This is a genomic window from Roseibium sp. SCP14, from assembly GCF_040329475.1.
Classification (GTDB): domain Bacteria; phylum Pseudomonadota; class Alphaproteobacteria; order Rhizobiales; family Stappiaceae; genus Roseibium.
Genome location: NZ_JBDZYH010000007.1, coordinates 225357 through 249744 on the forward strand (window position 1 = coordinate 225357; position 24388 = coordinate 249744).

Annotated in this window: 23 protein-coding genes; 16 read left to right on the plus strand and 7 right to left on the minus strand. The window is 57.2% G+C overall.

What is annotated here, in order from left to right:
* Positions 1-68 precede the first annotated feature (68 nt).
* From ABLQ08_RS25445 to ABLQ08_RS25455, 3 genes are all read right to left on the minus strand, one after another.
* Positions 69-473 (minus strand): RidA family protein, encoded by a 405-nt coding sequence (locus tag ABLQ08_RS25445; protein ID WP_352948173.1) that lies wholly within the window; start codon positions 471-473, stop codon positions 69-71.
* 293 nt (positions 474-766) lie between these two features.
* Positions 767-1465: a GntR family transcriptional regulator gene (locus ABLQ08_RS25450; RefSeq protein WP_352948176.1), complete on the minus strand. Its 699-nt coding sequence runs from the start codon at positions 1463-1465 to the stop codon at positions 767-769.
* 60 nt (positions 1466-1525) lie between these two features.
* Positions 1526-2284 (minus strand): maleate cis-trans isomerase family protein, encoded by a 759-nt coding sequence (locus ABLQ08_RS25455; protein WP_352948179.1) that lies wholly within the window; start codon positions 2282-2284, stop codon positions 1526-1528.
* Between the two features lie 138 nt (positions 2285-2422).
* On the opposite strand from ABLQ08_RS25455, the gene dctP reads away from it, so the two are divergent.
* The 8 genes from dctP to ABLQ08_RS25495 all read left to right on the plus strand — a co-directional run bounded on the left by dctP (position 2423) and on the right by ABLQ08_RS25495 (position 10643).
* Complete coding sequence (gene dctP / locus ABLQ08_RS25460; protein ID WP_352948181.1) at positions 2423-3427, plus strand: TRAP transporter substrate-binding protein DctP; 1005 nt, start codon at positions 2423-2425, stop codon at positions 3425-3427.
* Between the two features lie 59 nt (positions 3428-3486).
* Positions 3487-4098: a TRAP transporter small permease gene (locus tag ABLQ08_RS25465; RefSeq protein ID WP_352948183.1), complete on the plus strand. Its 612-nt coding sequence runs from the start codon at positions 3487-3489 to the stop codon at positions 4096-4098.
* Between the two features lie 4 nt (positions 4099-4102).
* Entirely contained in the window at positions 4103-5398 is a 1296-nt protein-coding gene (locus ABLQ08_RS25470; RefSeq protein ID WP_352948186.1) for a TRAP transporter large permease, read from the plus strand.
* Between the two features lie 101 nt (positions 5399-5499).
* On the plus strand, positions 5500-6657 hold the full coding sequence (locus ABLQ08_RS25475) for a M24 family metallopeptidase (protein ID WP_352948189.1): 1158 nt from the start codon (positions 5500-5502) through the stop codon (positions 6655-6657).
* A gap of 50 nt (positions 6658-6707) precedes the next feature.
* Positions 6708-7859: a M24 family metallopeptidase gene (locus tag ABLQ08_RS25480; protein ID WP_352948191.1), complete on the plus strand. Its 1152-nt coding sequence runs from the start codon at positions 6708-6710 to the stop codon at positions 7857-7859.
* Between the two features lie 62 nt (positions 7860-7921).
* The gene (locus tag ABLQ08_RS25485; protein ID WP_352948194.1) at positions 7922-8125 is read left to right on the plus strand and encodes a hypothetical protein; all 204 of its coding nucleotides are present in this window, start codon (positions 7922-7924) and stop codon (positions 8123-8125) included.
* A 2-nt stretch (positions 8126-8127) separates the two neighbouring features.
* Positions 8128-9537, plus strand: a complete 1410-nt coding sequence (locus ABLQ08_RS25490) for an amidase (protein ID WP_352948196.1) — start codon at positions 8128-8130, stop codon at positions 9535-9537.
* A gap of 38 nt (positions 9538-9575) precedes the next feature.
* Complete coding sequence (locus ABLQ08_RS25495) at positions 9576-10643, plus strand: threonine aldolase family protein (RefSeq protein WP_352948198.1); 1068 nt, start codon at positions 9576-9578, stop codon at positions 10641-10643.
* Between the two features lie 36 nt (positions 10644-10679).
* On the opposite strand, the gene ABLQ08_RS25500 is transcribed toward ABLQ08_RS25495, so the two are convergent.
* A complete protein-coding gene (locus ABLQ08_RS25500) occupies positions 10680-12065 on the minus strand; it encodes a DUF3179 domain-containing (seleno)protein (RefSeq protein ID WP_352948201.1) in 1386 nt (461 codons plus the stop codon).
* A gap of 561 nt (positions 12066-12626) precedes the next feature.
* On the opposite strand from ABLQ08_RS25500, the gene ABLQ08_RS25505 reads away from it, so the two are divergent.
* Complete coding sequence (locus ABLQ08_RS25505) at positions 12627-13034, plus strand: nuclear transport factor 2 family protein (protein ID WP_352948204.1); 408 nt, start codon at positions 12627-12629, stop codon at positions 13032-13034.
* A 96-nt stretch (positions 13035-13130) separates the two neighbouring features.
* Here the strand turns inward: ABLQ08_RS25505 and ABLQ08_RS25510 are convergent, their stop codons facing one another.
* Positions 13131-13517 (minus strand): winged helix-turn-helix transcriptional regulator, encoded by a 387-nt coding sequence (locus ABLQ08_RS25510; RefSeq protein WP_352948207.1) that lies wholly within the window; start codon positions 13515-13517, stop codon positions 13131-13133.
* Positions 13518-13599: 82 nt separating this feature from the next.
* Between ABLQ08_RS25510 and ABLQ08_RS25515 the strand changes: the two genes are divergently transcribed.
* Positions 13600-14190: an NADPH-dependent F420 reductase gene (locus tag ABLQ08_RS25515; protein ID WP_352948210.1), complete on the plus strand. Its 591-nt coding sequence runs from the start codon at positions 13600-13602 to the stop codon at positions 14188-14190.
* Positions 14191-14275: 85 nt separating this feature from the next.
* Here ABLQ08_RS25515 and ABLQ08_RS25520 read toward each other — a convergent pair whose 3' ends face one another.
* The gene (locus ABLQ08_RS25520) at positions 14276-15157 is read right to left on the minus strand and encodes a LysR family transcriptional regulator (protein WP_352948212.1); all 882 of its coding nucleotides are present in this window, start codon (positions 15155-15157) and stop codon (positions 14276-14278) included.
* A gap of 91 nt (positions 15158-15248) precedes the next feature.
* Here ABLQ08_RS25520 and ABLQ08_RS25525 point away from each other — a divergent pair, with 91 nt between their 5' ends.
* The 6 genes from ABLQ08_RS25525 (at position 15249) to ABLQ08_RS25550 (ending at position 22773) form a co-directional block, all read left to right on the plus strand.
* Positions 15249-16700: an aldehyde dehydrogenase family protein gene (locus ABLQ08_RS25525; RefSeq protein ID WP_352948215.1), complete on the plus strand. Its 1452-nt coding sequence runs from the start codon at positions 15249-15251 to the stop codon at positions 16698-16700.
* Entirely contained in the window at positions 16697-17716 is a 1020-nt protein-coding gene (locus tag ABLQ08_RS25530) for a membrane dipeptidase (RefSeq protein ID WP_352948217.1), read from the plus strand. The genes ABLQ08_RS25525 and ABLQ08_RS25530 overlap by 4 nt, the downstream gene beginning before the upstream one ends.
* 24 nt (positions 17717-17740) lie before the next feature.
* Positions 17741-19288, plus strand: coding sequence for a BCCT family transporter (locus ABLQ08_RS25535; RefSeq protein WP_352948220.1), 1548 nt, complete (start codon positions 17741-17743; stop codon positions 19286-19288).
* Between the two features lie 67 nt (positions 19289-19355).
* The gene (locus ABLQ08_RS25540) at positions 19356-21044 is read left to right on the plus strand and encodes a hypothetical protein (protein ID WP_352948222.1); all 1689 of its coding nucleotides are present in this window, start codon (positions 19356-19358) and stop codon (positions 21042-21044) included.
* Positions 21037-21750 (plus strand): DUF3726 domain-containing protein, encoded by a 714-nt coding sequence (locus ABLQ08_RS25545; RefSeq protein ID WP_352948224.1) that lies wholly within the window; start codon positions 21037-21039, stop codon positions 21748-21750. Before ABLQ08_RS25540 ends, ABLQ08_RS25545 begins: the two co-directional genes overlap by 8 nt.
* 15 nt (positions 21751-21765) lie before the next feature.
* Positions 21766-22773, plus strand: a complete 1008-nt coding sequence (locus ABLQ08_RS25550) for an Ldh family oxidoreductase (protein ID WP_352948227.1) — start codon at positions 21766-21768, stop codon at positions 22771-22773.
* 153 nt (positions 22774-22926) lie between these two features.
* Here the strand turns inward: ABLQ08_RS25550 and ABLQ08_RS25555 are convergent, their stop codons facing one another.
* The gene (locus ABLQ08_RS25555) at positions 22927-24357 is read right to left on the minus strand and encodes an aldehyde dehydrogenase family protein (RefSeq protein ID WP_352948230.1); all 1431 of its coding nucleotides are present in this window, start codon (positions 24355-24357) and stop codon (positions 22927-22929) included.
* Positions 24358-24388: the final 31 nt, after the last annotated feature.

A 24388-nucleotide genomic window follows, 5' to 3' on the forward strand; every position in this document is an offset into this window, starting at 1 on the left:
GCTGAAAAAATAGTGTCGCGCCTGGATTTACGAATGAAGGATAGCCGCCATCGTTCTTCTGAACGCAATCAATCGAGCACTGCAGTGGCTTCAATCTCGATCAGAAATCCCGGCATAGCCAACGCCTGCACTCCGATCAGAGTGCTGGCGGCGGGTACCACTTCGCCAAAGAACTCCCCGATGACCGGTTCGATGATTTCAAGCTTGGACGGCTCGTGATCGGCAACATAAATGCGGATGCGCACAACATTACCGGGGCCGGCATTCCGGCTGGCCAGAACTTCTTTCAGATTTTCGCAAACCTTGCGGGTCTGAAGCGAGAGGTCCCCTTCTCCCACTAGGTTGCCCTCAGCATCCACGGCTACCTGGCCTGCCAGATGAAGTAGATGGCCACCCTCACTTTCAACGGCATGGGAGAAATTGAACTTCAGAGTGTCATACATGCTGGCCGGGTTCACTGCTTCGCGTTTCATTCCAACTCCTCGGCGAATGGTCTTGGCACGATTTTCCCTTGCATGTCCGCCGCCAATCTCGACACGCAAGCAGGATCGCATTCAGTCAATTGCAGACAGTGAGCGAGGCTCACCTTCAGCTCACCGGTCTCTTGCGCGACCGTAGATGAGCTGTGTGCAGATTTGCTCAAGCGGTGTGTGGCAATTGCAGTAGCGGGAAACTAGACGTCGGCAGGGTCAAGAAAAAGCCGGGCAAAGGAAATGCAAGATCAGCCAAAAGCTGACGAAAAGAGACACTCCGCGAAGGGACGCGATTACTCTTCGCCGTCTTTCCCCAGCAGGTTCTCCCGGATTAGCTGATACCCGTATCCGATGTGAATTCGCTGCAGGAACCCGACTGCGGCAATATCGTTTTTATCCAACGCGGTGATCAGGTCGGCGGTCTCCCTGACAAGCGCATCGGAAACCTGATCGCCAAACGTATCCGCCATTCTGTGCCAAAGGCTTGCAGCCTGCAGGTATGTCTGGTTCCAGAAATCGCGAAGAACCTGATTACCGATCAGGGAGCTGATCAGAGCCTGCATCTTCTGATTCAGCCGCACGAACTCCTGCGGTTCGAATTGGGCCCTGAGTTCAATTGCCTGCTCATGAAGTTTCCGAGCTTCAGCCCGATGGCTGTCATCGATTTGCATCGGTGAAAGCTGACCGATAAGCGACGCAAGTTCCTGCCGAGTTTCGTACAGGTGCCGGATTTTTTCGTCGGACATTTTGACAACCACGGTACCGACGCCGTTGCGTGTCTCGACAAGTCCCAAATGGCTTATGCGGCTCAGGGCATCGCGAACAGGTGTCCGGCTGACGCCGAATTCCCTGGCAATTACGGCTTCTTTCAACTGGTCGCCGGGTACGTATTCCAGGAAGCAAATGCGCTCGAGAATCGTTTCCTGGATGAAATCGACGCTTGGTTTACGCATACCGGCCAATGTGCTGTCGTTCTGAGCGATTTCATCCATCTGGTTTTCATTCTCCTGCCCTGCGGCATTTCTGGTATCCCCGGCGCTCGACCGGCATTGTCAGAGCGTTCGGAGCAACGCGCCGAACCCGTTGATCTTGTCTGGAATTTTCAAGATTCTCAGCACGTCCCAGGCCATGGCCTGATTGGAACAGATGACGGGCTTTCCAAGTTTCTTTTCCAGTTCCTCGACAATTTCGATCGACCTTAGAGCGCCGCAGCTGATGAAAACGGCTTCAGAGTCCCCAGTGTCGACGGACATTGCAAGTTCCATGATCCGATCAGGGCGAACTTTGACCATTTCGCTATCGAGTTTCAAGTTCAAGCCGGCAATCCGGGTTATCTCGAAACCTCGCGCTTCGAGATATTCCCTTTCGCGTAGATTGACTTCGTCGAGATATGGCGTGGCAACAGCCACTTTCCTGACCCGAAGGGCACGCAAGGCATTGATTACCGCCGTGATCAGTGACGTTGGAGTTGCTTTTGGAGCGCCTTGCCGAAGCGCAGAAAACACCCGGTCTTCTCCGATGACGAGACTTCCCGACGTACAGGCATAGCTGACCACATCCAGATCTGCATCAGGCAACAAGGTTGCCGCAGCCCGCGTGAGCTCATCCGTAAGGCCGGAAAGCTGGTCGACGGTGATGTCATCGGTGCTGGCAACGCGCGCAAAATGCAGCCCCACTCCATCAGGAAAGAGGCGGAACATATCGTCTTCAATCGTTTGCTCGCTCGCCAGCAGGACGAACCCCGCCTTGCCTCGAAAATGGCGACCGTGATCGAACAGGTCGCTCGATGAAAATTGCTCAGCTGTACACACATACGCCTCATTTCGTGATTTTTTGGTCTATTTTTTTAAATTTGACATCAAGCTGTATACATGTCAAACAGTCCGCCGTCCTTCACGGGCCTCACAGCCGCCAGGGGACAAACTTGCAAACATGGGAGGATCTGCGTTTTGCAACTGCCGAATTTCTTCAAGACCGGTGCCCTTGCACTCGGCATCGCCGGCTTTGCCGCTCCAGGTGTCAACGCCGAAGAAATCATCCTTGGACATGTCATGGATTCCGAGCACATCTTCCATGAAGTGTCGCAGCGGTTCTCCGCGCGTCTGGACGAGTTGTCCGGTGGAACCATGACCGTCGCTTACCACCCGGGCGGCGATCTGGGCGATTGGACGTCGATCGTCGAACAGGTTGCCCAGGGTGCGGTTCACATGACCATGTCCTGGAACCATTCCGAGCTCGACCCGAGATGGGACGTCTCCATTCTCGGCTACATCGCAAACGACTGGGAATCCGGCAGAAAGGTCTACGGACCCGGGTCCGTCATGAACGGTGTCTACAACGGCATCATGAATGATCTCGGCATGGAACTTCTGGGCACCATCCCGACCGACTTCACAGGGTTCGTGGTCCGCAAGGGGATCGACGTTCCCGTGAACTTTCCGGCAGACGCCGAAGGCTTCAAGATGCGCGTCCCCGGCCAGCCGATGGCGATCGAACGCTACAGGGCAACCGGGTTTTCGGCTGTTCCAATGGCATTCTCGGAGGTGCATACAGCACTGCAGACCGGTGCAATTGACGGCCGCGCCTATTCCCCGCCGTCAGAGGTACTGTTGTTCAAGGACGTACTCGACGCCTACGTGTTCACCCGCGAAAACTTCGAACATACATTCTGGAACGCAAACAAGGCCTGGTTCGACAGCCTGAGTGAAGAGCAGCAGGGCTGGGTCAAGACGGCAGCGGATGAGGCCGTCGCCTGGGCCTGGGAAAACGCTGAAGCGGAAAGCCCTAAATGGTTTGACCAGATCGAGGAAGCCGGCATCAAGGTCATCGAGCTGACACCCGAGCAGCTCACCGTCTATCGCGACAAGATTGTCGCCGTTGAATACCCCTACATGGAGAATGTCATCGGCGCCGAGGTCATGGGCGAAATCAAGAAAGCCGCAGGCGTGGAATAAGCGCTGTCAGAAAGCGCGCAGGACACTGGTTCCGCGCGCTTTTTTCTCGGGAGGAGAAGATGACAAAAGAACTGCTGCACACAGACAGTCTCGACGACATAACCGTCCCCGCACCCATCATTCCGGTGCCCCGGGAATATGACGAAACCGATCCGGTCTACAGGTCTCTGGAGCCGCTCTATCGCGTGGAGGCGAAACTTGCCCTCTTGATGCGTGCCGTGATGTTCAGCGCGATGATCCTTCTCGGACTGGTTATGGCCGCCCAGGTATTCATGCGCTACGTCATAGTATCGCCTTTCCTCGGGATCGAGGAGATGGCACCGATGATGGCTCTGTGGATCTATTTCATCGGCATGGCCTATTGCTCACGCGAACGAGACCATATCGAGGGCGGTGTCATGTCGCTTGTCATTCACAAGCGCAGGGCCTTGCTGGCGTTGCGCCTCCTCGGGTCCGTGATCTGCCTTGCCGCGATCCTCATTTATGCGAAATACGCCGTCGACTTTGCGGCCTTCAACATTTCGCTTAACCGGCAAAGCTCCTACATGCGCCTCCCCAAATACCTCTGGGATCTCAGCATGGTTTTCGGGCTTGTTCTCATGGGCTTCTACATGACTTTGCAAGTCTTTCTCGAAGCCCGTGCCCTGTTGACCGGCAAAGGAGGAGACTGACGCGATGACGCTTTTCTTTGTCACGATTGCACTGGTCATCGTCCTGCTTCTGATCGAGGTCCCGGTCGGGTTTGCCTTCGGCATCGGCGCTCTGACCTTCGGCTGGCTGCAAGGCACCAACATCTCGTTTCATGCCGGTTTCGGCTATTCGCAGGTGAGCGCATTTTCTCTGCTCGCGATCCCGCTCTTCATCCTGTCCGGAACCCTGATGGGAACATCCGGCATTTCCGAGCGTCTGCTGAACTTCGTCAATTCCTTTGTCGGCCGAACAAAGGGCGGGCTCGGCGCGGTGACGGTGATCACCTGCGCGCTCTTTGGGGCAATATCGGGCTCTGCATCCGCCGCGATCGCGGCCATCGGCAAGATCATGGTTCCGCGCATGATCAAGGAAGGTTACCCGCCGGGACATGCAACAGCCCTGGTGGCAGTGTCTTCGGTACTCGCCCTGATGATCCCGCCGAGTATTCCGATGATCGTCTTTGCGATTGCCATTCGCGAGTCCGTTGCAAAGTGCTTCCTCGCGACAATGGGGCCGGGCGTGATGCTTGCGCTGATCTACTGCGCGTTGAACTTCTTCTTCCTGCGTGACAACAGGACGATCACGGTCGCCGATCCGCTGACATTCACGCAAAGCCTCAGGGAGATCGGCCGAACGGGCAAACGCGCCAGCCTTGCCATCGTCATGCCGTTTATCATTCTGGGAGGGATCTATAGCGGGGTGGCCACTCCGACCGAAGCAGGTGCCATGGCGCTGGTCTACACGCTTGCTGTCGGCATGCTGATCTATCGCACCCTGCCATTCGACAAGCTCTTCAATTCAACGGTCGAAGCCGCCCGCCTGACGGGAGCTATCCTGATGGTGCTGTTTTTCCTGTTCGTCATGAGCCGCGGGATGGTCCTTGCGAAGATCCCGACACAATTCGCTGACCTTTTGCTGCAGATATCGGAAAATCGGATCGTCATCCTGCTCCTGATCAACCTTCTGCTTCTGATTATGGGAATGATCATCGATGATGTGTCGGGAGGTATTCTGGCAGCGATCATCCTGTTGCCGGTAACGCAGAAGATCGGACTGGACCCGATCCATTTCGCAGCCATTGTCGGAACCAATCTGGGACTTGGCAACATTTCGCCCCCCTGTGCTCCATTGCTTTACATGGCAGGCGGGGTCACGCGTCAACCGCTGTCGACTTATGTCGGCCCGACGATGAAGTTTCTGCTGCTCGGTCATTTGCCGATGGTGTTCATCGTGACTTTCGTGCCGCCGGTCGCTCTGTTTCTCCCTGGACTCCTCGACTGAAGTTCCCTCTGAAACTGCCCCGCCCTCGGGCGGGGCGCTTTTCTCAAACCTGTGACAGAATTCGGATCTGTCAGGCTTCGACACAGCCGTCTGGAGGAAAAATGCTCGAAGAAGCTCAAAAACGAACCATGCAGTTGCAGCAGCGTATGAAAGAGCGCGGCATAGTAAAAGCGGTATTCACCGACGAAAGCTCTATCGCCTACCTCGCCGGCTTCTGGGGGTATCTTGGCATTGAATTTGGTCGGCCGACCATGCTTGTGGTCGATGCCGACGAGGCGCCGGTGGTCATCACACCGTTGATGGAATCGGAAATGGTCGCCGAGATGACCTGGGTCGAAGACGTTCGCATCTGGGAAGATATCGGTCAGCGCACCTGGGGTCGTGCTCTGGCAGGTGCTCTCGGCGATAGTCCGAGTGAAATCTGGATCGAGCGCGGCACCATTCCAGCGATCGTCCGCAATCACCTGGACGATACTTATCCCGGTGTTGCTCTGAAGGATATCTCACCCGTTCTGGGCGAAATGCGCACAATCAAGACTGCATTTGAAATCAATGTGATGAAGGAAGCCGGCAAAATTGCCGGAGCCATGATGGCGGCCGCCCACGATTCCTTGCGCGAAGGCGCCCAGGAGTACGAATCCGCGTTGGCGGTCATCGAAGCAGGCTCCCGCAAAGCGGCAGACTTCCTGACGGATACCGGCTGGGACCGGTTCGTCTCACCCATGATCCACAATCTGCAGATCCTGCAAAGCGGCACGGACACCTCCATGGTCCATCGGCGCGCCAGCGTGAAGGCGTACCGGAAATTCGATCCTGTCTATTTCTGCTTCTGCAACATGGCCCAGTTCAAGCAATACAAGCTGGGCTTCGACCGCATGTTTCACATCGGCGATGTCACCGACCAGGCACGCGACGTTCAGGAAGCGGCCATTGCGGCCCAGCAAGCAGCAATTGCCGCCATCAAACCCGGTGTTCTGGCCGAGGACGTCGCCGCTGCCGCGAACGAAATCTATCGCGAGCGAGGCTATGAGACCGGATACCGGACGGGCCGGTCAATCGGCGTTGCCTATCTGGAAGCTCCTGAACTGAAAGCGGGCGACAAGACCGTACTGCAACCCGGAATGACGTTCGCCGTTGACGGTGGCATTTCGGTCGACGGTGTCACGGCCGGCCGCATCGGCGACTCGGTCGTCGTGACAGAAACGGGTTCCGACTACATCACCGATTACCCACGCCAGATCCTGTTGAGCAAACATTGATCCAGACAGCTTTCGGAAAGACAGGAAAGTCAAATCAGGAATTCGACACAATGTCCGACACAACTCCGTTTCCGCCTGCGGAACTTGAATCCCGTGTTGCCCGTGCCTGCAAGGCGTTGGCCGCCAACGAACTCGATGGCATCCTCGTCTCGGTCCCTGAAAGCATCTATTGGCTGACCGGACTGGATCACTGGGGCTTCTTTGCCGCCCACGTGCTTGTCCTGAACCGCAATGGCGAGATGGGTCTTGTCTGCCGCGGGATGGAAAAGATCACCGTCGACAATCAGGTGCACAACGCAGCCTTCTATGGCCACAAGGACCATGAGGAACTGTCCGATTACGTGCTCAAAGCCGTTTCCGATCTCGGACTGAAAGGCGGACGGATCGGCATCGAGAAACGCAGCCTGTTCCTGACACCGCGTCACGCGGAACTGATCCAGGCGGGTGACGCGAACTGGGTGGATGCCTCAGGGGTCATCGATGATCTGCGTCAGGTAAAATCTCCGCTTGAAATGGACTATACCCGCAAGGCCGCCCGCGCCGCCGACCTGGGAACGCTGGCGGCAATCGAAGCGGTCCGCGATGGTGCTAGCGACTATGAAATTGCGGCGGCCTACCACAACAGGATGATCCTTGAGGGAAGCGAATATCCCGGCTTCGGTCCGTTCATCCGCCCGACAACCCGTCTCGGCGAGGAGCACACAACATGGCGCGGCGACATCTTCCGCAATGGCGATGCGGTGTTCCTGGAAACCTGCGCGGCTTACAGGAAGTACCAGGCCCCTATGGGCCGTCTGGTCTATGTCGGCAACGCACCTGAGGCAGCGGAAAAATCGGCTCAGCTTGCAATCGACGGCATGAAGGCCATTTGTGGCGCACTGAAACCCGGCGGCAAGGCCGGAGATGCATATGCGGCGTGGCGGGAGGTGGCGGCGTCGGCTGGGTTGCACGACTACGAACGTCATCACTGCGGCTACATGGTCGGCATCGGCTTTCCGCCAAGCTGGACAGGAGGGTCAATGGTGACGTCGCTTTTTCCCAAGTCGGAACGCACGCTTGAAGTGGGCATGGTGTTTCACGCACACAGTTGGTTCACCAACACCGATGTTGTCGACTACTTCGTCTCCAACACTGTTCTACTGACTGAAAACGGTGCCGAAATCCTCACAAATCAAACCCCAGAAACCCTCATCATCCGTTGAGGGCACGCACTGTTCCGACGCGCGGCACTTCCCTCCGCCTCCCGAATGTCAGGAGATCAACGATGAAACCGCTGACAAAGCCTACCTTGCAAAACATTTGCAATCAGCTGGCCAGCCACGACTGGTCCGATGCCGAACTTGATGAGTTGGTGAACCCGAAACTGGGCATCATCACCGGCTTTCAGGATCTGCTCGACGAACTGGAAACCCTGCGCAAGATCGATCTGGGCGACACGCCTCCCGCTCTAACAGTTCAAAAACGATAAGAATGATGACTACGGAAATCGCATTCCAGGATATCCGGTCGCTCAGGAAGATGATCGATGCAAAGACAATTACGCCTGGCGAGATCGTCGATGTTTTCGCCGGCCGCATTGCTGCATACAACGCTGTGTCCCGCGCCTTCATCACCGAGACGACCGAAGACGCGGCCACTGCAGCCGCGATGTTGACCCATACCGATCTGGCTGGGTCTCCTCTCGCCGGTATCCCCTATGCCAGCAAGGATCTGTTTGATGTCAGGGGCGTGCCAACCACGGCAGGATCACGGGTGTTTCATGACCGGATCGCAACGGAGGATGCCTTTGCGATCGCTCAGCTGCGTGCCGCAGGCACGTTGAGTCTGGGCAAGACCAACCTGCACGAGTTTGCGTATGGGGCGACCGGCGAAAACGATGTCTACGGTACTTGCGTCAACGCCTATGATCCGACGCGCCTTGCCGGAGGTTCCTCCAGCGGTTCCGCCGCAGCTGTCGCCTTCGGTTTGGTGCCTGCTGCCCTTGGCACGGATACTGGTGGCTCCGTGCGCGCACCGGCTGCGTTGAACGGTCTCGTCGGTCTGAAGCCGACAATCGGCCGAGTGCCGACACACGGCGTCGTGCCGTATTGCTGGACGCTCGATCACGTGGGCATCATGACGCGAACGGTTGCCGACGGTGCGGATATCCTAAGCATCATTGCCGGTTACGAGCCGCGCGACCCGGCCTCGATCAACTTGCCGCAGGAGAATTATGCGCAGGACCTGGGCGAAAGCATATCAGGCCTACGGATCGGGATACCGGCGAACTTCTATTTTGAGCGCGTTGACCCCGAAATCCTGATGGCACTCGAGAGAGTGAAAGAACATCTGAGCGATCAGGGAGCAAGACTGGTTCCGGTTACCTTCCCCGACATGGAACACACCCGGACGGTTTCACTCACCGTGCAGATGCCCGAAGCTCTGAGCGCTCATTCGGCTTACCTGCAGGATCGCGGCGAGCTCTACGGCAAGGACTTCAGGGCCGGGCTTGCACTCGGGCAATGCGTGCTGGCCGAGCACTATGTAAAAGCCAAGCGCTTTATCGAATGCTATCGCCAACAAACCAACGCGCTGTTCAGCGATGTCGACCTGATCCTGACCCCGGCAACACCGGAAATCGCCCAAAAACTCGGGACCGTCAAAACAACACGCGACGGTGTCGACGAAGCGGTCGGCAATGCCATCACCCGCTTCACCACATTTTTCAACATGACCGGGCATCCGGCTCTGACGATGCCCTGCGGATTGCATTCTGAAGGGCTGCCGATGGGTCTTCAGCTCGTCGGTCGCTATTTTGAGGAAAAGATCCTCTTTCAGGCAGCCCATAATCTTGAGCGCAATGAGGCCTTCTCCATTCCTCTGCCGAATGTAGATGCCTGAAACACCATCAGTTCCCTCGACACGCGAAACCGAGTTTCATGACCTCCTTTTCTTTCAACTCAGACAACGGTGCTCCGGTTTGTCCGCAGGTGATGCAAGCCCTTAACGACTGCAACACAGGTATTGAAACCGCCTATGGTGCGGATCGCTGGACGGCGCGGCTGAACCCTGCATATTCGGAGTTTTTCGAACGGGAGGCATTTGTATTTCCGGTCGGTACCGGAACCGCAGGAAACGGTCTCGCCCTGGGCGCGGTGACGCCGTCCTACGGCACCATATTCTGTCATCGCGATGCTCATGTGCTCACCACCGAAGGAGGGGCTCCGGAGTTCTATTCCGGCGGTGGTCGAATGAGCCTTCTGGAAGGAGCGCACAACAAGATCACTGCGAAGACGCTCAAGCGGGCTCTTCACGACCACGGAACCGGCAATGTCCACCATATGCAGGTCAGCACCGTTTGCCTTACCCAGGCAACAGAGGCCGGTGTAACCTACTCTCTGGAGGAGTTGGCTGAACTCAGCGCAATCACCCATAACGCGGGCATGAAGCTCCATATGGACGGGGCTCGGTTCGCAAATGCGCTAGTCCATCTCGACGCAACCCCGGCAGAAATGTCCTGGAAGGCGGGTGTCGACGTGCTGACCTTCGGCACCACCAAGAACGGTACGATGAACGCCGAAGCCGTCGTCACCTTTGATCCGGAAATTGCGAAAGTGCTTGGCTTCATGCACAAGCGGGCTGGGCACTTGTCGTCCAAGATGCGTTACATGTCCGCACAGTTGCTGAGCTACCTTGAACGGGATCTCTGGCGCAAAAATTCGGAACGTGCAAATTCAAATGCCAGACGTGTGGCGTTCGCCCTTTCGCAATGTTCCGGCGTCGAAATCACCCATCCGGTTCATATCAACGAGGTTTTCGCCATTCTGCCTCCAGCGCTCTCGGAAGGCCTGAGAGGCTCGGGGATGCGTTTACGCCCATGGGCCGTTGATGCGAATGGACACGGCCACAGACTGGTCATGTCTTACTGCGATGATCTTGCGCAGATCGAACTTCTGGAAAAGGCTTGTCAAAATTACACCAGTTCCAACCTCGGCATCAGCGCTTAGGTTTCGCCTGAGCAGACACGCTTGTCGGTCGCCAACTCATCCGGGCCAGAGCTCCGTCTGAGGATGGAATTGCGACCAGGCGAACCAGAACGCCTGATGACTACCAAGATCGGAACCATCGGCATCAACGGCTCGAATGCCGCCAGCGTCAAGTTTCAGGCGAACATTTTCAAATGCAATCTCATCGCCATTCTTCAAGGCCGCAAAGGCTTTGCTTCGCTGAAACGCCACCGGCTTTCCGGACGCCGTGACGACGCCAATGACATCCTCATGAACCGGCAACCGTGGATCGACATCGCCGACCGGAAAGATCGGTCCATTGGCGTCCCGCCCGTTGCGAAAATCAAAGTCACGGCCCAGCGCGAGCGCTTCAACCAGCACCGTGGTCTCAGGGTGCGCCTTTTTCCAGGTGCCCCAGTCGGTCGTCACGACACTGGCTTGTTTCAGTTGCAGGTTCTTTTCCGCAAGAGGCCCAGTCACCGCCTTGCCCAGGAACGTGTCGAACACGGAATAAGTGTTCACGTCGTACATTACCTTGTTGGAGCGAATGAGCAGTCCCGAGGTGCGCAGAACTGGCCGTTCGATACCCTGAGGAAGTTGATCCGTGAAATAGGCCTGAGCCGCTCCGCACAACGTGCAATACGGTATTCCGAGATCCCTTCCGCCGAGTGTGTCGTTGACCATCTCGCGCACTTCCATGATGCGGCGCGGATACGCCCGGTATTCGCCGTTCACCTCAATGCCAAAAACAATATCTTCGTCTTTGAGCCAGATTGCATCTTCTGCACTGCTTATGTCCGGATTGTCTGCTGCGGGTATGCAATTGCACGCCTCGTCCGTCGTATCGTAAGCCCGATCATCGATGAGCACGCCACCCCAGGAAACCTGCCTCCAGTCGATGTCGCCTTCAACAAAGATCTTCTCCCAGCCTGGAACCAGACTCGTGAATATGGCGCGTTTCACCTCTAGGTAGTCTGGAGGTGCCGGAATGTTCCATGCAATGAGATGATCCGTGACGACCCCCCAGTGATTTTCGGTCGGCTCCTCAATTTCGAGCAACCTGGAAGCTGCACCGGCGAGTGCCGTGTTCAACTGTCGACCGGATGCAAAACGCATCAGATCGGCAATAATCCAGGCAATTCGAGGATCTTTTGACTCCGCGACTTTCCGGAGAGCGCCTGTCTGTTCCTGTCCCCAGGTCGATTGCGTTAGAACGTCGACAAAGGCCACCTGCACAGCGGTCTGCAACTCTTCGGATAGCGGACCGTCCGGAACAGCGGGAGGTTTGCCGAACTGCTCGGTTACATAATCCGGCAGGGATACGGCTTCCTGGCTTTTCAATTCAGCTGACCAGACCAGAGAAAAACCCACCAGCGACGCAATCAGAAAGTTTCGGGATCGGGAACCAGATGCCAGTGCCATGGAAAGGCCTTTCGCGTGCCAATTTCAGTTCCAGGCTCACATCAGGCAGCAGAAACTGCCGATGTGACCTGCAGCGCTCTGTTCAGACAGACGTGGTTTCAATCAAGAACCGGAGCGTGCCGGGATTAAACTTCCTTCAGCATAATGCTCGCCAGTCACGATAAATCAGCAATCGGTGAGGAGAGGTGATCGGCAAGAACAGTCACGCAACCACCCCTGCTTGTTCTTTACCTCTGTTGACGCGATGTTCGCAGTCCCGTTGATGGAAACCGATGGTCCTGAAACGGAAAGTTCGGGACAGCAGGAGCGGCTCAATTTCTGCGGCGGCGGATACAATTGAAACCGTTTTTGAACAACGACAGAAACCTCAGGCTGGTTCTTTGAACGACAAAATCGTCAAGCAACGAAACGGCGCACTCATGGTTCTGTAGAACGCATTGCCTACCGTCTCAGACATATTGAGCCATCACATTGGTCCGAACGGCCGTTTTGACAATCGGCCACGTTATCGGCGTGTCGGTACCGATTTCTTGACCGCAATTCGATTATCTGGAACCAGTGATGAATATTCAGGCCCGTATGAACCTCTCGGCTGCCAACGGCTTTGTCAAAGCAGTCGAGAGCATGGACGGAAGTTGTCTGGATACGTTCTTTTCTGAGAACGTCGCGCAGACGGAGTGGCCAAATCTGTTCAAGCCTCAGGGTGAGCACCGAAATCTCGATCAGCTAAAGGCAGACATAGAAAAAGCGTGCGGCATTCTTCGAGAGCAGAGCTATGAAATAGTGCGCGAACTGGCAAACGAAGACTGCGTCATTCTGGAAATGGTGTGGCGCGGCACAATGGAGGTCGACCTGCCACCGCTACGTGCCGGACAGGCGCTATGCGCACACTGCGTCGCTGTGTTCGACTTTCAGGACGGCAAAGTGGTCAGCTTGCGAAATTATGATTGTTTCGACCCGTTCCAGTAGCAGGTCCATTCCGCGAATGATCCAATCTGCGCAGGACCTTGAGTTGCTCGGCGTGAGCCTGAGTTCAGTTAGAGTCAAACTGACTTTCTCGGTTTTTCAGCCGATTGGTGTCCCTTTCCTCGTCGAAGCAGCGCGGGACGCGATGATTTTTTCCATATTCTGCTCCGCCCAGGTCTTTATCGCCTGATTTAACGGAACAAGTTCCTGACCCAACTCTGTCAATTCATACTCGACGCGCAGCGGCATTTCGTCGAACACCTGCCGCGTAACCAGTCCGTCCATCTCCAGATTGCGCAACGTTTGTGTCAGCATTTTTTGCGACACCCCTTCGACACGCCGCTTCAATGCACCAAAGCGCATTGGACCATCCTGCAATGCCACCACAACCAGCATTGTCCATTTCTCCGCCAATCGAGCCAGAATATCTCGTGATGGACAGGCCAAGACAAACGCATCCGGCTCGATTTCAGAATTTTGCTCCATAGTTACCCCTGGGTACCTAATTGACGATAGATACCAGGATGCTCATTTTCGCCTTCTACGCAATCCCGAATAGGAGACACAGATGAGAATTGGTGTTCTGGGAAATGGCAATGTCGGCTCACGACTGAGTACTCTGCTGGCCCAAGGCGGGTACGAAGTGTTGGTGGGCAGCCGAAGCGGCGGGGTTTCACTGCAACAGGTCGCCCTGCATTGTGACATCGTCGTCGTCGCCATCCACTATCACGCTGCAAAAGAGGTGTTGGCTCCCCTGGCGGATCTGCTTGCAGACAAAATCGTTGTGGATGTAACCAATCCGCTGAACGACGACTGGTCTCCATTGCTCTTGGGGCAAGAGACATCAGCGGCAGAAGAAATCAGCAAGGTCTTGCCGCGATCAAGGGTCGTCAAGGCCTTCAATACTATCTTTGCTGACGTAATGCATGTGGACACCATCAAACGTGAAGGTCAAAACATCACTGCCTTTGCGGCGGGCGACGATGAGGCCGCGGTCGATACCGTTGCCGCACTTGCGCGTGACGCCGGTTTCAAGCCGGTTTCCATCAACAAGCTGAGTGCTGCGCGCTACCTCGAAGCGATGGCCCATCTGAACATCGAGCTGGCGGTTGGTCAGGGCGGCGGCACAAATTCTGCCTTTTTGTACCATCAGGCTTAATAGGAAAGCTTCATTGCGCCACAAAGAGAACAACTGACCGCCTCTGTGCCCCGCCCTCCGGGGCACAGACTTCCTGCTCTCCCATTCAAGTCCTAGACCACGCATTCTGACAATAGTTCCAGAACTCTTCGGCGACCGGGCTAAGGCGTCGGTCAGGGTTACGGATCATGCGCAGCTGACGCTGGGCGAGTGGATCTGCGGGGCGTGTGAAGCCGATTTCCGCTCCCTGGTGAGTAACTGCACCCTCGGGCAGAATTGTTGCACCGAGACCCTCCCGAACGAAGGAAAGCAACGCTGTCGTGTTTCTGGCCTCCAGCGTGCAGGTCGCCCAGACGTCCTTCACATCCTCGTTGGCGACCAGGTCGCAAAGGGCATTGCCGATAAAGGGCTCAAGACGGGCAAACGACCAGCTCGGTTCGATACCTGCTTCAACCTTCTTCGAAATTTCACCTCCCTGCCGAAACACGATCCCGAGATCGTCCTGCAGCACAACTGTGCCTTCTTCCGGTGCGTCCGGCGTTGAAGTCACGATCCCGATATCGGCTTCCTCAAGGCGGATTCTGCGGCGGACCGACCGGCTGTCTGCGTCGCCGATCTCCAGCCTGACATCCGGATGCTTGAGCGAGAACGCGGAGATACGTTCAGGCAGGAGGTTTACCGTGGCAGAAGGAACCGTGACAATGCGAACCGTCCCCGCCGTGGAGGAAACATAGCGGCGGATCGCCTCCTGGCTGCGGTCAAACGTGTCCGTTGCATGGGTACTTTCAGCCAGAACCAGCTCGCCGAGCGGTGAAAGGCGGTTCTTTCGATCCGTTTCGAACAAAGGGGCGCCAAGCTCTTCCTCCAGCTGAGCCAGCATCATGGAAAGCGCCGATGGTGTACGTCCGAGCGCGTTAGCGGCAGCTGCGAGCGTCCCCTGCTCTGCAACTGTTCGAAAAACCCTCAGCATTTCCAGCTTGATAGCCAACTTCAGTTTTCCTGAAAAAACGTTAAGAAGTTCAAGATTGTCTGAAATTTCATCTGATGTCTAGATGGTTTCAGAAAACTTGAGAGGCATCATGACTGCAAATAACGGGATCTACATTGCCGGCCGCTGGGAAAATGGCACGACCGGGATCGAGAACCGCAATCCTTCCGACCTGTCGGATGTGATTGGAACCTACGGTCAGGCGAGCGCAACCCAACTCGACGAAGCGTTGGCCGCAGCACGCGCCGCGCAGCCGGTCTGGTCGCGCGCGGGTGTTCAAAAGCGTCATGACGTCCTCATGGCAATCGGTACCGAGCTGATGGCAAGGGCCGAAGAGATCGGTCGCCTGCTTTCGCGCGAAGAAGGAAAGCCCCTGGCTGAAGGCAAGGGCGAAGTCTATCGGGCCGGTCAGTTCTTTACCTATTTTGCAGCCGAGGCCCTGCGTCTCCACGGAGACCTGGCCGAAAGCGTACGTCCCGGTATAGAGATCGATGTTCGACGGGAAGCCGTGGGCGTTGTCGCCATTGTCAGCCCGTGGAACTTTCCGGTTGCTACACCTGCCTGGAAAATCGCGCCCGCCCTCGCCTTCGGCAATGCCGTGGTCTGGAAACCTGCAAACATCACACCGGCGAGTGCGATCGCGCTGACCGAAATCATTGCACGGCAAGACATTCCGGCTGGTCTCTTCAACCTGGTGAGCGGACCTGGACGCGATGTGGGGCAGCGCCTCATCGAAAGCTCCGCAGTGGATGCGATCAGCTTTACCGGCTCGGTACCGGTCGGCCGATCGATTGCTGCTGCCGCAGTTACCAACATGACCAAGGTGCAGATGGAAATGGGGTCGAAAAACCCCATGCTGGTTATGGACGATGCCGATCTGGACCTTTCCGTTGCCCATGCCGCCAATGCAGCTTTCGGCGGGACCGGCCAGAAATGCACCGCCGCCAGCAGACTGATCGTTCACGAAAAAATACACGATGCTTTTGTCGAGCGACTGGTGGAAGCGGCCAAGGCTCTTCGGGTTGGTCATGCGCTTGAAGAAGGGACCCAGATCGGCCCTGTGGTCAGCGAAAGCCAGCTGACGCAAAACCTCGAATATATCGGGCTTGGCCAGAGTGAAGGAGCCGAGCTTCTGTGCGGCGGTGATCGCCTGGAGCGTCCGACCGAAGGCTACTTCATGGCGCCTGCTGTTTTCGCGAATACCCGCAACGACATGCGCATCAACCGTGAAGAAATGTTCGCCCCGGTGACAAGTGTCATCAAGGCCGGCAGCTACGACGAAGCCCTGGCAATTGCCAATGACAGCGAGTTCGGGCTGACCGCCGGCATCATGACGGGTTCGCTAGCCCGCGCATCGCATTTCAGGGCCAACATGCGGGCAGGATGCATCATGGTGAACCTGCCGACTGCCGGCACGGATTACCACGTTCCGTTCGGTGGTCGCGGGTCTTCGTCCTTCGGACCTCGCGAACAGGGTCGCTACGCGGCCGAGTTCTACACCTCCGTCAAAACGGCATATGTCGCCGCCGGTGACGTGTCATGACCGGCGCACCTCTGATCGACGGTCTGCAATACGCAAACTGGTCCGAAAAGATTTTCCGGCAGCTTCGCGAAGGCGGCGTGGACGCAGTCCACGTCACCATCACCTACCATGAGAATTTTCGCGAAACCGTTCACAACATTGAACAGTGGAATCGCTGGTTTGAGACCTTTCCGGAACTGATTTTCCAGGGCCGCACGGGTGCTGATGTTGAGTTGGCCAGACAGACAGGCCGAACCGCCATCTTCTTCGGGTCGCAAAACCCGTCCTGCATGGAAGACGACATCGGCCTGGTGGAGATCCTGCACACGCTCGGCCTGCGCTTCATGCAGCTGACCTACAACAACCAGTCGCTGCTGGCTTCAGGCTGCTATGAGGCAGAGGACACCGGCGTTACCCGCATGGGCCGGGAAGTCATCAGTGAAATGAACCGGGTCGGTCTGGTTGTCGACATGAGCCATTCCGGCGAGCGTTCGACACTCGAAGCGATCGAGCACTCCACGCGCCCCATCGCGATCACCCACGCCAATCCGGCAAGCTGGCATCCGGCACTGCGGAACAAGTCCGACATTGTCTTGAAGGCGCTGGCTCAAAGCGGCGGCATGCTCGGGTTTTCCGTTTATCCGCACCACCTGAAGGGCGGCAGCGCCTGCCGACTGCAGGATTTCTGCGAAATGATCGCACGCACTGCGGACCTCATGGGCATCGACCGGATCGGGATCGGCACCGACCTTTGCCAGGACCAGCCTGACAGCGTCGTTGAGTGGATGCGGGTGGGGCGCTGGACCAAGTCAATCGACTACGGCGAAGGTTCTGCTGACGCCCCCGGCTTTCCGGACATGCCCGAGTGGTTCTCCGACAACAGACACTTCAACCGGATTTCCGATGGGCTGACTGCCATCGGAATGACCTCGAACGAGGTCGACGCAGTCATGGGAGGCAATTGGCTGCGCTTCTTCAAAACGAGTTTTGGCAGACCTGCGGACAAATCGGGAAAGGTTCCGCACGCGGCTGAATAGGTCGATTATTTTTGGGAGGAAAATATGACCGACGTAACTGAAACCGGCCGCGTGAGCGCCGGTCAGGGTCTCGTTGACAAGCCGCTCTTTGCGGTGACCGGCGGGTTCATTCTCATCTTCTGCGCATATGCGCTTATCGACATCGAGGGATTGTCCGCGCTTGTGGACTGGGGGTTCGGTGTTTCGGCCCAGTATTTCGGCCTTTACTGGCAGGTGCTGCTGCTGGCGACATTCCTCATCGGAATTCTCATCTGCTTCTTGCCCGGCAGCCGGACAATCATGGGCAAGTTGGCAACCCCGGAGTTCACGACATTCCAATGGGGTTCTATGATCATGTGTACCCTGCTGGCCGGGGGCGGCGTATTCTGGGCAGCCGGTGAGCCGATCGCTCACTATCTTTCAACGCCACCGCTGTTTGGCGACCTCAGTGCCGATCCTCAGGCACGCGCTGACGCGGCACTGGCGCAATCGTTCCTTCATTGGGGCTTCCTTGCCTGGGCAATTCTCGGCTCACTGACGACCGTGATGCTGATGCACTACCACTATGACAAGGGCCTGCCGCTTGCGCCACGGACACTGCTCTACCCGGTGTTCGGTGATCGCGCGCTCAACGGTCCGATCGGCCTGATTGCCGATGCAAGCTGCATCATTGCCGTCGTTGCCGGTACCGTCGGTCCGATCGGTTTTCTGGGATTGCAAATGTCCTACGGGTTGAATGCCCTGTTTGGAATTCCCGATACGTTTGCAACACAAGCCGTTGTCATTCTGGCGCTTGCCGGTGTCTACACGGTTTCGGCCATCACAGGTCTTTCCAAGGGCATCCAGCTGCTTTCCAAGCTTAATATCCTGCTGGCCTTCGCACTTCTGGCCTTCATGCTCGTTGCAGGTCCGACGCTGTCGATATTCGAAGGTTTTTTCGGAGGCTTTGGAACTTATCTCTCCAACTTCTTCTCGCTCACCATGTATCGTGGTGACTCCGGGCTCTTCGGCGCTCCGGGCTGGCTCGGCTGGTGGACCGTCTTCTTCTGGGGTTGGTTCCTGGGATACGGACCGTTGATGGCGATCTTCATCGCACGGGTCAGCCGTGGCCGGTCGATCCGCTCGATCATCATCATGCTGTCGATCATAGCCCCGATCGTGACCAACTTCTGGTTCACCATCATCGGCGGATCGGGCATTGCGTTTGAACAGATGACACCAGGCGTCATTTCCGGCCCGTTTGAGGGCTTCAATCTGCCTGCGGGTCTTCTGGCCATTACGCAGGCCATGCCACTCGGCTTCCTGCTGTCCATGCTGTTTCTGATCCTGACCATGATCTTCGTGGCCACGACCAGCGACTCCATGAGCTTCGTGATCGCCACCGCCATGTCCAACGACGCCCCGTCAACAGCCCTGCGCGCCTTCTGGGGTCTGGCAATGGGTGTGATGGCGCTTATCCTGATCTCGACCGGATCGGGCGGCATCGGCAAGCTTCAAAGCTTCATCGTCGTGACGGCTGTGCCTGTATCGCTTGTATTGCTTCCGTCCATCTGGGACGCCCTGCGCATCACTCTGGCCCTCGGCCGCAAGTAAGACGCCGTTCCCGGGAGGGTCGGCCATCCGGGAGCTGCATCAACGCCGATACAGGAGTAACGTTGACATGCGCATGCAAGAACGGGACAGGACACCAATGCAAAACGGAAGCTGGAGATCCCCTGCAGACGTGATGCGGCTTGCGCGCATGGGCTCTGCACACCCGACCAGATTGTCGTTCCTGCGTGTGCTGCTCAGGCGTCTTCAGAACGAAGGCTGGAAATTCACCCGGCCGGTATGGGACCTCAACGACAAGGGCGTCGGCCGGGCGGTTTACTGCGCAATCGGTCCCGAGCGCACCTACAGCCTTGTCGCGTTCGCCCATGACTTGCCCGAAGACATGCGTTCAGACCGTGTCATCGCCACGGCCTGGGACGCTACTTTTGCGCTCTTCGATGGTGTTCCGGAAGAAGAAGATCTGGACCGCCTGGAAAGAAACGTGCCTTTGCAGGAGGCTGGCCGAGTGTCGGTCAGGGAATTGTCCCTGAGCCGCGCCAACCGGTCCGTCCGCCTGTTCAATCATGTCGTTGATCGCCTGTCCCGAGGTTCTCAGCCGGACATCGCCGAAATTGAGGCCGTCGGCTACCTTATGCGCACCACCGCGGTCTACGGTGCAGGCAAATTCGGTGCTGCCGATCATGATGTCATCCGCGACCGTCCCGAGTTCAAAGCGCCGTTCCAGGTGGAAATGCTGTCTGTCTGGCTGACCCGGCAATTCTGCGCCGACGTTGTCGAACATCTTGCCGAAATCAAGGGGGGAGACAAAGCTGTCCGGCTTTCCCCTGAAGTCAAGGCACGGCTCGGCGTCGGAAACTCGACCGGTCTGGGCATGGCGCCGTTCATCATCCGGCATCCTGTTTTGCTGAACAACTGGATAACAGCCAGAGAGGAAGCGCTGGCCAGGGTTCGCAGTCTTGAGGCCGCAAACCCTGAAGCTGTCTCGGATCTGCGCAAGGCCTATGAGAATGCAAAGGTCAATCTGGCGCAATGGCATTCGGAGCATCCCATTCAAATTGCCAAGCTGGACGATCTGAGGCGGGACTTCAACATGCTCGAAGGAAAGCTGCAGACCTTTCCGGCGACGGCAGGTCCCAGTCCGTGGAACGACTTGTGGCTTTGGGGCCAACAGTCTCTATCCGTTGAAGGCCAGGAAGCGTTGCTGTCGCTGATGCTGGAACCTCATGGCGAGCTCATCGACGGTCTGTCCGACTGCATGAGTGCTGACGAAGCCACGTCCTTCCGCATTGATGGCGCCATGACAAATCAACAAGTGCGATCATTGCTTGACGAGCACTACACCTGGGCGCTTGCGACAGACTTTTCGCAGCCGGAGAACACCGCGCGGTTCTGGTACGTCTCGGAAGAAAAGCTGGAGCCACGCCTCGGGGAACGGAACCTGGATGACGGTGCAGAGCGCGAGCAGCCACTGTGCATTGGTCGTCTGGCCAGCGAGCTGCATGCCCACTTGTCCAAAGCACCGGACAATCAAAGCATTGCCGAGTTTTTGCTGCGTCACCCTGAACATCGTTTCATCGTGCGCCGGGTCCAGCTCGCCGACCGTTACCCCTTCGCGGAAGTTCAGGACAACCTTATTTCAAACGACATGCTTCCCATCGATCTGATGCGCTGCAAGCTCGCGTTTTTTGGCGCAACGCATTTCGACCCGCGCTCTGACAAGTGGGTACGCATCTGCCTTTTCCAGGGTGCCCCCTATCCCCTGGAACACACGGATGGCACGGAGAATGGGCATGGATAAGCACAACCCTGTTGGAGAAGCCCTGCCAACGGCTGCGGCAAGGACCGATGCGCCGCTGATGTCGCGAAACGAGGTTTCCGCTTTGTGCTCCAAGGCTGGGCGCGGCGCAGGCATGAGCTGGGGATTGGCTGAAGAAGCGGGATATGCGGCCGCATGGCTTTACGCCCGGGGTCTGGATGGCCCCGGAAACCTGGCGTCTCATTTGACCTTCGCGACCGGCATGACGTGGCAGGACATCTGCCCTCAGGTCCGGATCGGTCAATGGAGTGCAGGCACGTCGATACCACTTTGCCCGATCGCCCTGGGTGCAACCCTGTCCGACTACGCCGATCTGCCCGAAGCACAACTCACTGAGGGCAGTCTGGAGACTGGCCCTGTCAGCCATCCGCTGTTGGTACTGCCGTTTCTGGCCGCAGCCGCGAAAACTCTGGGCAAGAATCTCAGCGTGATTTGCCTCGGACAAAAGACCGGGGTGACGACGAACGGCGACGTCCTGGGAGATGTGACTGCGCTGTCTGCCGGGAGAGTCAGCGAGTTGAAAATTCAGATTGAAACTCTTGAGGCTGACAGTTTCCGCGAACGCAGTGTGGTGCCGGTCGACCTCGAAACAATCGAAAAACTGAACAATTTTGCGCTCAAGACCACCGTGCCGCCATCGGAGCGCTCTCGCGCCGGAGCCGGTTCTCTTGAGAGTGACAATGACTGACCAGAGGAAATATTCGTGACAGATGTCCAAGTTCTAACGCTTCAGGAAATTGAAGTCCTGGCTCAGCGCGCATTGGTGAATGCAGGCACCACGCCGGAAAACGCGCGCCCGCTTGCAGCTGCGACGGCCGAAACTGAAGCAAGCGGAATTGCAAGCCACGGACTGGCCTATATCCCGATCTACTGCGAGCACGTTCAATGCGGCAAGGTTGACGGAAAAGCGCAACCTGTCCGATCACAGCCGGCTCCCGCAGTGGTCACCGTCGATGCAGCGACCGGCTTTGCCCACTCCGCGATCGAGCTGGGTTTCGAGGCCTTGGTTCCGGCGGCTCGCCAATATGGGGTCGCAGCGCTTGCCATTCACAATTCCTATAATTGCGGCGTTCTGGGGTGTCACACTCGGCGATTGGCAGAAGACGGTCTGCTGGGGATCGGCTTCACGAACGCTCCGGCATCCATTGTTCCGGTCGGCGGATGCCGGACAGTCGTCGGGACCAATCCGTTCTCGATTGCAGCACCTGACAGCGACGGGTCAGCAGCGATCCTGATCGATCAGAGCGCAAGCGTGATCGCCAAGAGCGAGATCACCAAACATGCCCGTGAAGGACGTCCCATTCCTCCGGAATGGGCACTTGATTCCGACGGACGACCAACGACCGACCCGGAGCTTGCACTCAAGGGCTCAATGGCTCCAAGTGGCGGCTACAAGGGCGTCGGCGTTGCGTTGATGGTCGAACTGATGGCTGCTGCCATGACGGGAGCAACGCTCGGCTTCAATGCCAGCCCGTTTGCGGGCACCAAGGGAGGTCCACCCAAAACCGGACAGTTCTTTCTGGCAATAGATCCGGGAGCGACCTCGGGAGGTCATTTCACCGAGCGGCTGACTGCACTTGTTGAAGAAATGCGGGATCAGCCCGGCGTTCGCGTTCCCGGAGACGGACGCAACGCGGCACGGCGCCGTGCCAAACGCAAGGGCGTTGAAGTAAACTCGGCGACGATTGAAAAAATCGAAATGTGGCTTTGAGGTCTGCTTCGGATCAGAGTGCAACAAACACGAAACAAGGTCCGCGATCGCCGAGCGTTGAACCTCGACATATGTGAGAACGGAGCAGTTCTTGTCAGATAAATCCGGGCAACAACCTTGCCCGGATTAACAGTATTCGACTGGCACTTCGGCTTAAAAGGCGGAAATTGCCTTGGCCTCAAGAAACTCTTCGAGACCCAACACACCGCCTTCGCGTCCGATGCCGGACTGTTTGTAGCCTCCGAAGGGACTACCCGAGGCGATATAGTTACCATTGACATTGACCATGCCGGCCTCCAACCGGCGAGCCACACGGCTGATCCGGTCACGATCGCCCGAATAGATGTAGGACGACAGGCCATAGTCGGTGTCGTTGGCAAGTTCGATGGCTTCTTCTTCATCCTTGAACGGGATCATCACCAGCACAGGGCCGAAGATCTCCTCGCGTGCGATGCGTGCATCGTTGGTGACATTGGCAAAAACCGTCGGCTTGACGAAATAGCCGGTCTCGAAACCGTCCGGTTTGCCGGTGCCGCCTGTCACCAGTGTTGCGCCATCATCGATGCCCATCTGGATCATGGACTGAACCTTGTTGAAATGGGCTTCGGATGCCAGCGGACCGATATGCGTCCCTTCTTCCGCCGGATTTCCAACCGCGATGGCTTCCGCAGCACTTTTCGCAAGTTCAACCGCCCGATCATAGACCGATGCTTCGACCAGCATGCGCGAGGGTGCATCACAGCTTTGGCCAGTGTTTCCGGTAACGGAGTCGATACCGCTTTCGATCGCCTCTTCAAGGTTTGCATCGGCAAAGATCAGGTTCGGCGACTTGCCGCCAAGTTCAAGCGCAACGCGCTTCACGAAGGGCGCGCTGTCGGCGCTGACGGCAGTGCCTCCGCGATAGGAGCCGGTGAAGGACATCATGGTGACGTCCGGATGGCGCGACAGGGCTGCCCCCACTTCAGGGCCTTCCCCGTGAACCAGGTTGAAGACACCTGCCGGCACACCGGCTTCGTCCAGTACCTCGGCATAGAGAATTGCGGAAATCGGCGTCAATTCCGACGGTTTCAGTACCATCGTGCAGCCTGCGGCCAATGCCGGAGCTACTTTCAGCACGATCTGGTTGATGGGCCAGTTCCACGGCGTGATCATGCCGCAAACCCCGATCGGTCCACGTACCAGCGTGTCCCCATTGGGCATGGTCTTTTCAAACTCGAATGACTTCAGCGCCCGGATCATCGCCTTCAGGTGGCTGAGCCCGACAGCTGCCTGTTGCTCTCTCGCCATCGAGATCGGCGCGCCCATCTCGGTCGATATTGCCACGGCGAATTCTTCAAAGCGGCGCTTGTAGACCTCGTAAACGCGCTCAAGTACGGCAAGCCGCTCTTCCGGCGTTGTGCGCCCCCAGGATTTATACGCTTCCTTTGCCGCGGCAACCGCACGGTCGATATCCGCAGCGGTTCCCATGGAGAGCGTCGCAAAAACCTCTTCGGTTGCCGGGTTCACCACGTCAATCGGGGTCGATGACAGCGGATCGACCCATTCGCCGTTGATATAGAACTTGTCGGTATGTGCGTAGGACATATCTGGCCTTTTGGTCTTGAGAAAAAAGGAA

What these genes read in the sequence shown, in the direction of transcription:
- ABLQ08_RS25500 (WP_352948201.1), bottom strand. Translation starts at nt 12,065, where the DNA reads ATGGCACTGGCATCTGGTTCCCGATCCCGAAACTTTCTGATTGCGTCG.
- ABLQ08_RS25480 (WP_352948191.1), top strand. Translation starts at nt 6,708, where the DNA reads ATGTCCGACACAACTCCGTTTCCGCCTGCGGAACTTGAATCCCGTGTT.
- ABLQ08_RS25450 (WP_352948176.1), bottom strand. Translation starts at nt 1,465, where the DNA reads ATGGATGAAATCGCTCAGAACGACAGCACATTGGCCGGTATGCGTAAA.
- ABLQ08_RS25485 (WP_352948194.1), top strand. Translation starts at nt 7,922, where the DNA reads ATGAAACCGCTGACAAAGCCTACCTTGCAAAACATTTGCAATCAGCTG.
- ABLQ08_RS25475 (WP_352948189.1), top strand. Translation starts at nt 5,500, where the DNA reads ATGCTCGAAGAAGCTCAAAAACGAACCATGCAGTTGCAGCAGCGTATG.
- ABLQ08_RS25445 (WP_352948173.1), bottom strand. Translation starts at nt 473, where the DNA reads ATGAAACGCGAAGCAGTGAACCCGGCCAGCATGTATGACACTCTGAAG.
- ABLQ08_RS25470 (WP_352948186.1), top strand. Translation starts at nt 4,103, where the DNA reads ATGACGCTTTTCTTTGTCACGATTGCACTGGTCATCGTCCTGCTTCTG.
- ABLQ08_RS25540 (WP_352948222.1), top strand. Translation starts at nt 19,356, where the DNA reads ATGCGCATGCAAGAACGGGACAGGACACCAATGCAAAACGGAAGCTGG.
- ABLQ08_RS25510 (WP_352948207.1), bottom strand. Translation starts at nt 13,517, where the DNA reads ATGGAGCAAAATTCTGAAATCGAGCCGGATGCGTTTGTCTTGGCCTGT.
- ABLQ08_RS25555 (WP_352948230.1), bottom strand. Translation starts at nt 24,357, where the DNA reads ATGTCCTACGCACATACCGACAAGTTCTATATCAACGGCGAATGGGTC.
- ABLQ08_RS25495 (WP_352948198.1), top strand. Translation starts at nt 9,576, where the DNA reads ATGACCTCCTTTTCTTTCAACTCAGACAACGGTGCTCCGGTTTGTCCG.
- ABLQ08_RS25525 (WP_352948215.1), top strand. Translation starts at nt 15,249, where the DNA reads ATGACTGCAAATAACGGGATCTACATTGCCGGCCGCTGGGAAAATGGC.
- ABLQ08_RS25515 (WP_352948210.1), top strand. Translation starts at nt 13,600, where the DNA reads ATGAGAATTGGTGTTCTGGGAAATGGCAATGTCGGCTCACGACTGAGT.
- ABLQ08_RS25505 (WP_352948204.1), top strand. Translation starts at nt 12,627, where the DNA reads ATGAATATTCAGGCCCGTATGAACCTCTCGGCTGCCAACGGCTTTGTC.
- ABLQ08_RS25545 (WP_352948224.1), top strand. Translation starts at nt 21,037, where the DNA reads ATGGATAAGCACAACCCTGTTGGAGAAGCCCTGCCAACGGCTGCGGCA.
- ABLQ08_RS25530 (WP_352948217.1), top strand. Translation starts at nt 16,697, where the DNA reads ATGACCGGCGCACCTCTGATCGACGGTCTGCAATACGCAAACTGGTCC.
- ABLQ08_RS25535 (WP_352948220.1), top strand. Translation starts at nt 17,741, where the DNA reads ATGACCGACGTAACTGAAACCGGCCGCGTGAGCGCCGGTCAGGGTCTC.
- ABLQ08_RS25465 (WP_352948183.1), top strand. Translation starts at nt 3,487, where the DNA reads ATGACAAAAGAACTGCTGCACACAGACAGTCTCGACGACATAACCGTC.
- ABLQ08_RS25490 (WP_352948196.1), top strand. Translation starts at nt 8,128, where the DNA reads ATGATGACTACGGAAATCGCATTCCAGGATATCCGGTCGCTCAGGAAG.